The 14443-nt window shown below is 37.6% G+C and carries 11 protein-coding genes; 3 read left to right on the top strand and 8 right to left on the bottom strand.

Annotation, left to right across the window (positions count from 1 at the left end; translation table 11 throughout):
• Positions 1-738: 738 nt before the first annotated feature.
• Positions 739-1692 (bottom strand): LysR family transcriptional regulator, encoded by a 954-nt coding sequence (locus tag KO502_RS15485; protein WP_216023473.1) that lies wholly within the window; start codon positions 1690-1692, stop codon positions 739-741.
• A gap of 146 nt (positions 1693-1838) precedes the next feature.
• Between KO502_RS15485 and KO502_RS15480 the strand changes: the two genes are divergently transcribed.
• Positions 1839-3074: an efflux RND transporter periplasmic adaptor subunit gene (locus KO502_RS15480; protein ID WP_252730796.1), complete on the top strand. Its 1236-nt coding sequence runs from the start codon at positions 1839-1841 to the stop codon at positions 3072-3074.
• Positions 3075-6209 (top strand): multidrug efflux RND transporter permease subunit, encoded by a 3135-nt coding sequence (locus KO502_RS15475; protein WP_216023472.1) that lies wholly within the window; start codon positions 3075-3077, stop codon positions 6207-6209. It abuts the gene before it with no gap.
• Between the two features lie 267 nt (positions 6210-6476).
• Here the strand turns inward: KO502_RS15475 and KO502_RS15470 are convergent, their stop codons facing one another.
• The 7 genes from KO502_RS15470 to KO502_RS15440 form a co-directional block, all read right to left on the bottom strand.
• Entirely contained in the window at positions 6477-7454 is a 978-nt protein-coding gene (locus KO502_RS15470; protein ID WP_216023471.1) for an aldose epimerase family protein, read from the bottom strand.
• Positions 7454-8479, bottom strand: coding sequence for a UDP-glucose 4-epimerase GalE (gene galE, locus KO502_RS15465; RefSeq protein ID WP_216023470.1), 1026 nt, complete (start codon positions 8477-8479; stop codon positions 7454-7456). The genes KO502_RS15470 and galE overlap by 1 nt, the downstream gene beginning before the upstream one ends.
• The gene (galK, locus tag KO502_RS15460) at positions 8479-9645 is read right to left on the bottom strand and encodes a galactokinase (protein WP_216023469.1); all 1167 of its coding nucleotides are present in this window, start codon (positions 9643-9645) and stop codon (positions 8479-8481) included. Before galK ends, galE begins: the two co-directional genes overlap by 1 nt.
• Positions 9646-9653: 8 nt before the next feature.
• The gene (locus KO502_RS15455; protein WP_216023468.1) at positions 9654-10694 is read right to left on the bottom strand and encodes a UDP-glucose--hexose-1-phosphate uridylyltransferase; all 1041 of its coding nucleotides are present in this window, start codon (positions 10692-10694) and stop codon (positions 9654-9656) included.
• Entirely contained in the window at positions 10691-10867 is a 177-nt protein-coding gene (locus KO502_RS15450) for a hypothetical protein (protein ID WP_216023467.1), read from the bottom strand. The genes KO502_RS15455 and KO502_RS15450 overlap by 4 nt, the downstream gene beginning before the upstream one ends.
• Before the next feature lie 32 nt (positions 10868-10899).
• A complete protein-coding gene (locus KO502_RS15445) occupies positions 10900-11985 on the bottom strand; it encodes a family 43 glycosylhydrolase (RefSeq protein WP_216023466.1) in 1086 nt (361 codons plus the stop codon).
• Positions 11986-12147: 162 nt separating this feature from the next.
• Entirely contained in the window at positions 12148-13074 is a 927-nt protein-coding gene (locus tag KO502_RS15440; protein WP_216023465.1) for a sugar kinase, read from the bottom strand.
• Positions 13075-13478: 404 nt separating this feature from the next.
• Here KO502_RS15440 and KO502_RS15435 point away from each other — a divergent pair, with 404 nt between their 5' ends.
• Positions 13479-14108, top strand: a complete 630-nt coding sequence (locus KO502_RS15435; protein ID WP_216023464.1) for an HAD-IA family hydrolase — start codon at positions 13479-13481, stop codon at positions 14106-14108.
• Positions 14109-14443: the final 335 nt, after the last annotated feature.

The raw sequence follows: 14443 nt of genomic DNA, 5'->3' as shown, positions 1-14443 counted from the left end.
AAACCCCTTGTTATAATATTGTTATAATTTTTTTATAATAATAAATGCAAAAATAGCTCTTTATACATTTATATTGTTAGACACCATAAGCTAAACAGAAAATGACCACAAGATCATTTTGTATACAATTTACATTAAACATTTTTCAATATAGCTATTTATTGATGGTTATTTAAAGTACGAAAATTATCGTTATTATGAAGTTTTATGCCAAGATACTGAGCTTATTAAAAGATATTATAGAAGGTGATTTGTATTTCTTTAATTCATTAAAAACAGTAAATATTCTATTAATTTTTATAAAAAAATAATGAGGTTATTAGGAAGAGGAAATAATTAGGACACTCGCTTATGAAGTGCCTTAAAATAAAACTATACCACAAGCTCAATAACCATTTGCAATAATGGCCAATACTTACTAATAAATTCTAAAATTGAATAATATTTACATAACGTTGAATTTCATTGGCTGAATGCTGTTTTTTAAGCATGAAAAAACATCAGCATTAGTGTGGTAATAGAAAATAAGTTGGATAATAGACTCTGAGACGTTACGCCAAAAACTTATCACAACAATTGACATTCGTTCTCCGTTTCAAACCTTTATGCGCACAATAATCTGACAATACGTCACTGTGACCAACGGCACCATGAAAAAGCGTTCTAAAATATTTTGACAGCGTTAACCAGTTTTCTGAATTGATATTTAAACGGCTAAGCAGTGCAGGTTGATTTTCCTCAATTAATCTTACCATTCGTTTGAATAACATCGGCTATGATTTTGTCATGCTTTTCTGCTCGTTGACGCAATATATTAACAATGTGACGACGAATCCATTGAAGGCCAGCATCATTATCTTGTCGTTTATGCCAAATAATTGAAACCGGCGTTGGTGGTGTATCTATAGGGCTTTTAAGTACCGCAAGTTGCTTTGTGAATATTTCATGCTCTAAAGCAATTGAAGGGATCACACAAATTAAGTCGGTATTTTTAAGTATATTCGGAACATTGGCTGCATTATTAACAGTCATTGCAACACGTCGTTTTAAACCTAAAACACGTAAAGCCTGATCTGACGGCCCTAAAATATCTCCGGTAATAGAAACCAGTAAATGGTCGCTATTGGCAAAACTGTCAACGGTAAGCTTTTTATTTACTAATGGGTGACCTGGCCGCATTAGCACAACATATTGAGGTTTTAATAAGTGCTCGGCTCGAATAACACTTTCAGACAAAGTATAACGGTTAATCGCTAACTCAGCTTCTGCGTCTTTAAGTACATTAGCCGCTTCTACTGCGCGGTTTGGAATAGCATGAATATTTATTCCTGGCGCCTGCTGTTCAATAATTTTTCGCAGTGGCCCCCATATTATTTCTACAAACATATCAGCCGCAGAAATACGAAATGTACGCTGCGCCGTTGCGGGGTTAAATTCACTTTGATTAATGGCATGTGCTAACGACCCTAACGGCCCTTGAATTTGACGCCATAAGTTATTAGCAAATGCTGTTGGTTGAATATTTCGGCCATCTTTAATAAATAGCTCGTCTTTCCATGTTACTCGCATTCGGGCAAGCGCATTAGAAACCGCCGGCTGAGTTAATGCTAGATGATCGGCAGCTCGGGTAATGCTACCTTCAGTCATAATGGCATCAAAAATCATCAGTAAATTCAGTTCTTGTGGTCGCATAAACACCAACAGGCTATTTGTTATTATTTACCATAATACATCATTTATTATGATGCATTACATACAAAAAGATAATTATTTTTATAAGTAATAAGCGTTAATAATATTAACAGTTTTAATACTACTCGTTTAAAGAGAGTTTAGTTATGTCTGTTATAGAAAAATTTATTTATACCATGATTATCGCATTTTTAACGACGATCATAAGCGCATGCGGCGATAATTCTAGCGCTAAATTACCGTATTCCCCCCTTCCACAAAGTATTTCTGTTGATGCTGCAAAAGTTATTAGCCAACGAATTACCGAATGGGATAACTTTACGGGCCGGCTTGAATCCTCAAAAGCGGTATTACTTCGTCCAAGAGTATCAGGTTATATCGAATCAGTTACGTTTGAAGAAGGCGAATTGGTGAATCAAGGAGATACCTTATTTTATATTGATAACCGCCAATTTAATGCGGAAGTTGCCCGTTTACAAGCCTTATTAGATGAAGCGAAAAGCCGTTTAGTATTAGCAAAACAATATGTCAAGCGTGCACAAGCATTGTATAAGCGCAAAGCGATTTCAAAAGAAATTTTAGACACTCGAGAGTCTGACGCTGTGCAAGCAAAAGCAAAAGTTTCCCAAAGTACAGCAGCGCTTGATTTAGCCGTACTCAACCAAAGTTTTACCCGTGTTGAAGCGCCAATTTCTGGGCGTATTTCTAGTGCCAATATCACTGAAGGGAATTATGTCACGGCTGGTTCAACAATCATGACATCTATTGTGTCAACTAAACAACTTTACGCCTATTTTGATATTGATGAAGCCACCTGGTTAAATTATCAAAAAAAGCAACCTAATAATAACAAAGCAGCGACTCAAACCGTTGTTATGCGCTTAGCAAATGAAAGTGAATATCAACATTGGGGTAAATTAAACTTTGTTGATAACCAAGTGAATACACAAACCGGCACATTACGGGTGCGTGCAGTATTTGATAATCAAGCAGGTAACCTAATGCCTGGCTTATTTGCTCATTTAAGGTTGGCAAGCAATAAAACAGAACAAGGCGTATTAATTGCTGAAAAAGCCATTGGAACCGACCTAAGTAATAAATATGTTTTGGTCGTTGATGAAGAAAATAAAGTTCAATACCGTGCCATTACAATGGGCGATAAAATTGGCGCATTACGCATCATTAAAAGTGGCTTAGATAATAATGACACTATTATTTTAAATGGCTTACAACGTGTACGCCCGGGTAGCTTAGTCACACCTAAATTAATCGATATGGCAGATGAAGATGCATTAAATGTATTACAAACATGGCAGCAGAAAATAGACCACAGTAACTACCTTGCTCAGCTCCTTCCAGTAAAAACATTAGGTGAACAATAAATGAATTTTTCTCAATTTTTCATTCATCGCCCTATTTTTGCTGCGGCTTTATCAATTCTTGTGTTTCTTGGCGGAGCTATTGCTGTTTGGCAGTTACCCATTACTGAATACCCAGATGTAGTACCACCTACTGTGGTAGTTACAGCCAACTACCCTGGGGCAAACCCCACCGTAATAGCTGAAACCGTTGCTACGGTGCTTGAACAAGAAATTAATGGCGTAGAAAATATGCTCTATCAATCTTCATTGGCAAACTCCGCCGGCACCATGACATTAACCGTCACTTTTGCCATAGGAACAAACCCAGATGAAGCAACTACATTAGTACAAAATAGAGTAAACAGGGCTATTCCGCGTCTACCTGAAGAAGTACAACGTTTAGGTGTGGTTACCGAAAAATCATCACCTAACCTAACGTTGGCAGTACATTTAACTTCGCCCAATGGCCGTTACAATAATTTATATTTGGCAAACTACGCCGACCAATACATTAAAGATGAGTTAACGCGCATTGAGGGTGTTGGCCAAGTACGGATATTTGGTGCTGGTGACTACAGTATGCGGGTATGGCTAGATCCCAACAAATTGGCAGCACTTAATTTAAACCCAAGCGATGTGGTTAATGCCATTCGTTCACAAAACCAACAGGTGGCATCAGGTAGCCTTGGTGCACAACCTACTGGTACCAGCGAATTTCAATGGTTAATCAACGTTCAAGGGCGCTTAGTTGAACAAGATGAATTTGAAGAAATTATTGTTAAAACCGGTGACAATGGAGAAATCACCCAATTAAAAGATATTGCTCGAATTGAACTGGGCGCCGACAACTACACCTTACGCCCATTACTAAATAATGAGTCGATAGCCGCAATTCCTGTATTTCAAGCGCCGGGATCCAATGCGTTAAAAATTTCTGATGATGTACGAGCTAAAATGGCAGAGTTATCTAAATTATTCCCCCAAGGCATTGATTATGAAATTGTTTACGATCCCACTGTGTTTGTGCGCGGCTCAATTAAAGCAGTAGTCGATACCTTATTTGAAGCTGTGTTATTGGTGGTACTGGTAATCGTATTATTTTTACAAACCTGGCGCGCATCAATTATTCCCCTTGTGGCAGTGCCTATTTCTCTGGTGGGTACTTTTGCTTTTATGCATTTAATGGGTTTTTCTCTCAATGCTTTGTCTTTATTTGGCCTAGTATTAGCTATCGGCATCGTGGTTGATGATGCCATCGTAGTCGTTGAAAACGTTGAACGTAACATTACTGAAGGTTTAAGCCCTATTGACGCCACTAAACAAGCCATGCAAGAAGTAACCGGCCCTATTATTGCCACCACGTTAGTGTTAGCGGCGGTGTTTATTCCCACCGCGTTTATGAGCGGTTTAACCGGGCAATTTTACCGCCAATTTGCTTTAACCATTACTATTTCCACGGTGCTGTCAGCAATTAACTCTCTTACCTTAAGCCCTGCGCTTGCTGCGTTGTTGTTAAAGCCCCACGGTCAAGACAACGACTGGTTAAATCGAGCTATCAACAAAATATTTGGTAGCTGGTTGTTCAACCCTTTTAATCGTTTATTTGACAAAGCCTCAGGTAAATACACTTATGCTGTGGATCGTTTAGTACGTAAAGGTGGCTTAATTAGTGTGTTATATGTGGGGTTATTAGCAATTACTTGGCAACAATTTGAGCATACTCCAACAGGTTATGTACCGCCCCAAGACAAAATGTATTTAGTTGCCTTTGCCCAACTTCCTAATGCAGCTTCACTTGACCGTTCAGAGCAAGTTATTCGTGAAATGTCAAAGATTGTTACCGCCCACCCAGGCGTAACTGACGCAGTTGCCTTTGCCGGTTTAAGTATTAATGGTCTATCCATTAACCCAAGTTCGGGCATGATGTTTACTCCTTTAAAACCTTTTACTGAGCGGCAAGGACCAAGAATGTCGGCAGCCGAGATCGCCGAAGATTTAAATAAAGAATTTAGCCAAATAAAAGGCGCTAACGTGGCAATATTTCCACCACCACCGGTGCGAGGCATGGGCACCATTGGTGGCTTCAGGTTGCAATTAGAAGACAGAGGTTCGCTAGGTTTTGAAACCCTACAGCAAGTTACCACTGAAGTGATTACTAAAGCCAAAGCAGACCCCGCACTAGCTAATGCTTTTACCAGTTTTACCATCGATGTGCCACAACTTGATGTACAGGTAGATCGTAAAAAAGCCCTTAGTTTAGGTATAGAAATAGAAACATTATTTGATACCATGCAAGGTTATTTGGGAACAATTTATGTCAACGACTTTAATTTATTTGGCCGCTCTTACCAGGTCAATGTACAAGCCGATGCACCATTTCGCCAAGACATAGAACAAATTAAACAATTAAAAGTGCGTAATAAAAATGGCGAAATGATCCCACTAGGAGCGGTACTTACTATTAAACATAGTGTTGGGCCAGATCGTGTGATGCATTACAACGGCTATGTCACCGCAGAGGTAAATGGTGTGCCTGCCGCAGGCTATAGCTCTGACCAAGCAAAAGCCGCGATAGAGAAAATTCTAAATGACACCTTGCCCATGGGCATAGCCTATGAATGGACCGACTTAACATATCAACAAATTTTAGCCGGTAATACCTCTATGTATGTATTCCCGTTGATTGTGTTATTAGTGTTTTTAGTGTTAGCCTCGCAATATGAAAGCTTACGTTTACCTATCGCTATTATTTTAATTGTACCGATGACTCTGTTAAGTGCGCTAATTGGTGTAGCGGTTTATGGCGGTGATAACAACATTTTTACGCAAATAGGGTTAATTGTGTTGTTTGGACTAGCCACTAAAAACGCCATTTTAATTGTTGAGTTTGCCAAAGAGTTACAAGACAAAGGTATGGACGCACTATCTGCCATTAAGGAAGCCAGTCGCTTACGCTTACGCCCAATATTAATGACTTCTATCGCCTTCATTATGGGAGTGGTGCCTATGGTGTTTTCATCAGGAGCAGGTTCTGAAATGCGCCAAGCTATGGGAGTTACTGTGTTCTCAGGTATGATTGGCGTAACCGTATTTGGCTTAATTCTAACACCAGTGTTTTATTACTTACTTAAACGCTCAAGAAAAATTGAAAGCTAAATTTATAAGAACCAAGGTAATCATTAGTTAAAGCCCTGACTATGGCCAAGTACCTCAGCGCTTTAACGGTAACCACTATTAAGGGATAGAGTAGAATGAAATAATTGGCTGTTCTGATGTAATTCGGTGGCACAACGGATCTAATTGCCCAGTTTAGAATGTTTGTGGGGATTAAACTGAATGGATTAGCGGTTAACACCACATTTTTGAGTGAAGAAAAACAACCAGTGGTTAATCATTTCTTCAACTTAGGAATGGCATATTTATTTAGTTTATCGCTTCAAACTGATAAATAATTTTACGTTGATATTTTTCATTTTCACTTAGTACACTGCTAGGAAAGTGATTTATATTAATGGCGTTGGTATAACCTTGAGCTTCTAAACACACTCCTTGATAAGGCTTAAAAACACCGCTGAGCCAATAACCTGTGTATAACTGCACTGCAAGTTGATCGGTATAAAATGACATTTTAACGCCATTATTTTTTGACGCTAATGACGCGTTAACTATTGATACATCGTTATTATCTAACACATAACAGTAGTCGAAACCCTTCATGTTTTTTAAATTAACATCGGTGGTATTACTTTGCCGGTCACCTATATTGGTTACTTGTCTTAAGTCAAAATCAGAATTATCTACCGATAAAATATTACCGCTGGGTACGCTGTCTTCTTTCAATTCAAGAAAATTTGAAGCTAATAGCTGTAAGTCTAATGATTCACAGCTTTCATCGCCCAAATTAAAATACGCATGATTGGTAATATTGATAGGTGTTGCCGCATCTGAAATGCCAAAGTACTCTATTTCTAAGGCATTTTTTTCAGTCAAATGGTAGCTAACTTGTAGTTTTAAATTACCAGGAAACCCTTGGTCACCATCTTTAGATTCAAGTGATAAAACAACCTTTGTATCCGTTGAAGATTCAATTTTCCAGAATCGGTAAGAAAAGTTATCTACCCCACCATGTAAGGTGTTGTTATTTTCATTTTGTGTCACTTGATAGCTAACACCATTTAATTCAAACTTGCCACCATCAATTCTATTACAAACTCTTCCACAAGTTGCCCCTAAATAGAAGCTATCTGTGAGGTACTCTTCAGCCGTAGCATAACCTACAACCATCTCCGTAGGCTTTCCTTGGATGGGAAATAGTATTGATTTTATACGTGCGCCAAAATTAATAATTTCAACCGACATACCTTGTTTATTTTGTAATAGTATTGATTGTGGCTGGCTCATTACGCGTTATATCCGTTAGGGTTATTTGACTGCCAGCGCCATGTATCTTCCATCATATCTTGCATGGTTTTATGGGCTTGCCAGTTAAGTTTATCCGCCGCCTTGTCAGCATTAGCCCAAAAAGCATCTAAATCACCGTCACGTCTTGGTACAAATTTAAACGGTACTTTAACCTTGGTATATTGCTCAAAGCTTTTAACTATTTTTAACACAGAATATGGTGTACCCGTGCCTAAATTAAATGCCTCACATAAACCATGAGCTTGGTTTACTAACCAATTTAACGCGGCAACATGACCTTGTGCTAAATCAGTTACATGGATGTAATCACGCTCGCAGGTGCCATCTTCTGTTGCATAGTCATTACCAAATATAGACAATTCAGCTCTTTTTCCTACCGCAACTTGAGCTACAAATGGCATTAAATTATTCGGAATACCATTAGGATCTTCACCAATTTGACCACTCTCATCGGCGCCAATAGGGTTAAAGTAACGTAAGTTAGCCACTTTAAAATCACTATTACTGCGCACAACATCTGCTAAAATTCTCTCAACCATCAACTTAGTTTGCCCATAAGGACTCGTAGGACAGCCAAGTGTTTGCGTTTCAATGTAAGGAGGCTTTGCCCCTTCCCCATAAACAGTCGCAGATGAACTAAATACCAAGTTATTGACATTAAATTTTTCCATAACTTCTACTAGCGAAACCGTTCCTTGAACATTGTTATGGTAGTAACTTAATGGTTTATTTACTGACTCACCTACCGCTTTATGACCTGCAAAATGAATAACAGAGCTAAACGAGAATTGTGAGAAAATATTCACCAATAAATCTTGATCTAATATACTGCCTTCAAAGAAAGTTACTGCTTTTCCTGAAAGAGTTTCAACACGATTTAAAGACTCTTTAGATGAGTTACTCAAATCGTCTATTACAACAACGTTTTCACCTAGCTTAAGTAACTCTAAAACTGTGTGGCTACCAATATAACCTGCCCCACCTGTAACTAATATATGATTCATTATATTGCCTCTATGTCAGTTATTACTGAAACACCATCTGCTGCTGTGGTGATAAATATAGATTCTTTTATGCCTGTTTGTTTTTCATATTTTTCAGCAACAATATCAACAACAGTGTCAACTAAATCATTGGCAACAAACGCAACAATACAACCACCAAAACCGCCACCAGTCATACGTACGCCACCACGATCGCCAATAACATCAGCAATAATTTGCACAAGGTAATCAATTTCAGGTGTGGTAATTTCAAATAAATCACGCATTGAAGCATGACTGCCAGCCATTAGTCGACTGATAGCAGGCATATCGTTAACTTTAAAAGCTTCCATCGCATCAAGAGTGCGTTGGTTTTCGTATAATATATGTTCTGCGCGTTTAGCAACAAGGGGATCCATAGCACTTTTTTGGGCTTCAAAATCAGCAATAGTTACATCGCGTAATTTTGTTTTTCCAAAAAATTCGGCTCCGCTTTCGCATTGTTGACGTCTTGTATTATATTCACTGTCAACTAAACCACGCTTAACATTAGAATTAATAATAACAATAGTATTGTCGTCAGAAATAGGCGTATGTATTAGTTCTAAGCTTCTACAATCAATCCCTAGAGCTTGGTCATTTTTACCACACGCTGAGGCAAGTTGATCCATAATACCACATGCACAACCCACAAAATTATTCTCAGCTGCTTGCGATATTTGCGCTAATTCAACTGTAGAAAGACCTAAGTCACACAATTGATTAAAGGTTGCTGCAATACCTACTTCTAATGAAGCTGAAGAGCTTAAACCTGCACCTTGCGGTACATTACCACCAATGGCAATATCACAACCCGCTAATGTAAAGCCTCGTTTTTTAAGTTCGTCAATTACACCACGAACATAATTACTCCAAAACTGCGTATCATTAAAAGCAATGCTGTCATTTAAATCAAAGCTATCAACTTCTTCATTACAATCAATCGCAAATACATTTACCACTAAATCGGTACGCGGCGATACACAAATAACCGTTGAAAAATCAATGGCACAAGGTAATACAAAACCATCATTGTAATCGGTATGCTCACCAATAAGGTTAACTCGCCCTGGCGCATTAACAATAAAAGCAGGACTTTTACTATAATGATTCAAAAATTTCGTTTTTACTTTTTTGATAATATCCATGATAAATCCTAGCTATTCTTATAATGAGTATCTGGTAAGTCTCTTAACCTCTGAGCTGCTTGCTCAGGGGTAATATCTCGTTGCGCTTCAGCCATCATTTCATAACCTACCATGAACTTTTTAACTGTGGCAGAACGTAATAAAGGCGGGAAGAAGTGTGCGTGTAGCGTCCATTCTTCATGAACTTCACCGTCAAACGGAGCTCCATGCCAACCCATTGAATATGGGAACGAACATTTAAATAAATTGTCATAACGAATGGTAATTTGTCTAATGATATCGGCAAGGCTTTCTTCTTGTGATTTCGTTAAATCTGTCATTCGACTAATATTATGTCGCGGTAACACTAGTGTTTCAAATGGCCATGCTGCCCAGTAAGGAACAACAACAACCCAGTCATCATTTTCAACAACAACGCGTTCACCACTAGCCAGTTCTTTCGTTGCATAATCAGCAAGTAAATTAGACCCAAATTTTTGGGTATACTCATCAAATGCTTTTTGTTTCTTTTCCGCTAAGGTAGGTAACTGGTTTTGCGCCCAAATCTGCCCGTGAGGGTGTGGATTTGAACAACCCATTACCGCACCTTTATTTTCAAATACCTGAACCCAACGATAAGATTTAGACAACTCTTTACATTCATCTTTCCAGGTTTTTACAACTTCAGTGACTTCACTTAACGATAATTCTGGTAATGAACGACCATGATCAGGAGAAAAACAAATAACGCGGCTGATACCTTGCTCAGACACTAATCGAAATAACGGATCATTACTTTCAAAACTTGGTGTTTCTTTATTTAATGCTGCAAAATCATTGGTAAAAACAAATGTACCTGTATATTCAGGATTTACTTCACCATTAATGCGAGTATTACCTTTACATAAAAAGCAGTTTTCATCGTATGCTGGTTTTACCGACTCATCAGCAACTTCTTCTTGTCCTTGCCAAGGACGCTTCGCTCTATGAGGTGACACTAAAACCCATTCCTGGGTTAGTGGATTAAAACGGCGATGAGGATGTTCTGTAGGATCAAATACGTTGGTCATAATGCTCTACTTAAATTGGCTATTAGTTTGAGTTCATTCAAAGCATTTCTGCTTATTTCAACAGTTAATAATTGACAATTATTTTTCAATTGTAAACCACTCTGAATAAACCATGAGTTATTCGCTTGAATAGCTTTAAAAGCACCAAATAATTTGGTGCTTTTAATTTTCATTACGCTCAGTTAGTGCTACTAACTAGAAGCGATTAATTAGAGTTTTGGAAAGTGCCGGCATCTAATATCTGACGTTTAATTTCAAATTTGCAGATATAATTCCAGTTCCAACTCTTATCATATTTATGGCAAAGTCCCCAAGAAAGTCCTGGCTCTTGAAGTTCTTTAGCATTAACGTCTCTAAATAAACCAATCGCTTCCGGTGCGCCTTTAATATGCGCTTTAATGTCAAAGTTCTCACCGTCTTGAGCAAACTGAACCGTGTTTTTTTCAGGGCCATCGGTTGTTAATAAACTGGCAACACCGCCTTGATAATTCCATACAACGACTTCATGACCACTATTAGAAATAGGGTTTAATTCTGATTTAACGTAAGGCCCTTCAATGTTGTCAGCAACAGCAACACCGTGTTTAATTTCACGTCCGCCGAAGTTCATTTCTTCCCCCATGGTTTCACCTTTATAATAAAGGTAGAACTTTTCATTAAAGAAGAGCAAACATGGATCGTGTACTTTATGACTATCAAAACTGCCTTTTTCTTTCACTAAAAAGCGACTATCCACTTCACCATCCCAAACGCCATCTTGACTTGGGCTTAAAATTGGCTTGGTTGATTTAGTCCACGGCCCATACGGCGACTTAGCACTCGCTAAAGCAACTTGTTCAATTTGTCTATTGGTATATGGGTATTGAACCGTTTGGTACACTAGGTAAAACATATCTTCATGTTGTAATACTTCTGGTGTGAATACAGCTCTATCGTCAAATTCACCTGCAGCGCCTCGTGAAATAGCAACCCCTTGCTCTTTCCATGTGATTGTATCTGAAGATGTTGCATGCCACACTTCGGTTAAGTCCCACGGAAATACTTTATCATTTGGGTTATCAGAGCCAAAACCTACGGTTTCGTCTTGTCCTTTGGTATACCAACAGTGGTATAAATCCCCAACTTTAATGACTGATGTTGGGTCTCGACGGATAATGCCTTCTTCAAAAGCAAAGTCACCTTTTAGATCAGTAACATTGAACTCAATCATCCAACTTGAATCTTTTTCATCGTATCCACGCTCTAAAGCGCGTTTACTTGCTAAGCTTAATTTTTTATTTTCATTACTCATTTTTAAACCTTAATTATCTGGTTGTTAGCAATACTATAAATGGTTAGTTACCGTGGTTAGCTATTTTAATCGTTACAGTATTCACTACTTTAATAACTACTATATTAGTTACGGTTAACTCGGTTGTTAATTAAACGGTTAATTAAACTATTAGTTAAACTGTTAGTTAATCACACTGTTGTATAATGCTGTTGGCATAATCGCACCGCGATGCTGTACCACTTGCCCAGCAACTTTTGTGGCTTGCATTAAAGAAGACTCAATATCATGGTTAGTGACTCTTTGTGATAAATAAGTTCCTGCAAATGAATCGCCTGCAGCGGTAGAGTCAACCTGTACCGGTGCTGCTTTAAAAGGTTCATGGGTTGATAATTTACCGTCAGAGTAAACAAAAACGCCTTCTACACCGCACTTAATAACCACTTCTTTAATCTTAAAAGCCTGACAATAGGCTGCAATTTGTGCATGACCGTTATGGTTAAATATTGCTTGGTGATCTTCTTCACCTGGCAGCACAATATCACTAACACTATAGGCTTTTTCTAACCAATAAATAGCATGTGCTTTATTGTTCCACATAGCGGGTCTGTAGTTTGGATCAAATGCAATACGGGTACCTTTTGCTTTTAAACCTTTTATAAACTCAATTAGCTTGGCTTTATCTTCTTCTGATAATATAGCCAGTGAGATCCCACTAAAAAATGCACAATCAAGTTCAGGACATGAATCAAGTAATTCATTAACTGATTTAATAGCCATCATGTTTGATGCAGCAGAGTTTTTACGCCAATAACTGAAGCTTCTTTCACCTGAAGCATCTGTTGCAATGGCATATATTCCTATAGTGTCTTTGTCTGATTTCAACGTAAAATCAGAAGAAACGCCTTCTTTTTGCCACTGAGACTCCATGACACTGCTGATATCATCGTTACCTATCGCAGTAAATATTAACGCATCCAATTCAGGAGCATTACGCTTTGCGTAAACTAAAGCGTTATAAGTGTCGCCTGCAAACGAACGTTGATAGGTGTTTTCTTCCAGCGGAGTTAACTCCATCATACACTCGCCAATTGCTAGTAATGCGGCCATATATAGTTTCTCATTATTAGGGTCAGTTGATCTTTTAGAGCTTTCTGCTCATAGTAATTCATCATAACCTAACCCATAACAATTGTTAACAATTAATTATATCCAATATTTAATTAGGTTATACTCTTAATACCCATAAAGATTACTATTATGATTATAAAGTTTAGCAATTATCTTGTAAGATCAACTCACTTGATAATAAAAAATAACTTAATAAATGTTAGATAGGTATTAGATAAACAACATTCAAATTTAGTATCATGCGATGAAACGTTAATTCATCACTGGTTAAGTCATCACTGGTTAAGTCATCAATGAATATAGTGACTCACTTTTTTTAACGCTATCATTTAACATTACATTTTTAACATACTTTTTAAAATATATAAGGTTTAGCCAACAATATGATTGATTGCTTACTGTTTGATAATGACGGAACTTTGGTAGATAGTGAATATTTATGCAACAAAGCTATTGCCATTAAATTTAAAGAATTTGGGGTAGACTTATCTGTTGAGCGATTAGTAACCGACTACAGAGGTAAAGAGTTAGCCATTATATTCGCTGAATTGGCATCAATTCATAACGTTGAACTACCTCCTTTATTTATTACCGAATATAGAGCATTAGTTACCGATTTATTTAACTCAGAGCTAAAGCCCATTGCAGGAGTAGTTGAAGCGCTTGAGTCATTAGATTTTCCCAAGGCTGTGGTATCTAACGCACCCAGAGAAAAAATAATACTAGCTTTAGATATTTGTGGCTTGAGAAAATATTTTGGTGATAATATTTACAGTGCTTATGATAATAATATATTTAAGCCTGACCCAGCGTTATATTTACATGCGGCAACCGATATGGGGTTTTCGCCGAAACAGTGTGCCGTTATTGAAGACAGTTTACTGGGTGTTGAGGCTGGAGTTAACGCTGATATGAAAACATTTTTTTATAATAGTCATAATGAAAACTGTCCATTTCCGGCTGCCATCAACTTTACTGCGATGAAAAACTTACCTAACCTTATTAATAAATAGTGTTAGCCCGTTAGTTAGCTAGTGAGTTGATTAGTTATACTTCACTAATAATCAGTTCATCAATAATCAGTTCATAAATAACCAATGCGCTAGCAACTGATACCCTAGTGAATACTCTAGTAAAAATAAAAAATCCGAACTGAAATAGTTCGGATTTTTTCATTTATCAGTAGTATCAATAACATCCCACCCAAGAAACTTATGCCATTCGCATTAATTAAGTGATCAACTTTTAATGAGGGTAAATTTTCAATAACAAGGCGCTTGATTGAGCAATAGCTGCCTATTGGGATTGAAAGCAACGATGTTATTGAATATTTAGACCATTTTAAAAG

It is taken from the genome of Colwellia sp. E2M01, assembly GCF_018860585.1.
Classification (GTDB): domain Bacteria; phylum Pseudomonadota; class Gammaproteobacteria; order Enterobacterales; family Alteromonadaceae; genus Colwellia.
The sequence above is the reverse complement of the archived record's forward strand: the minus strand, read 5'-3'. Positions and strand labels throughout refer to the sequence as shown.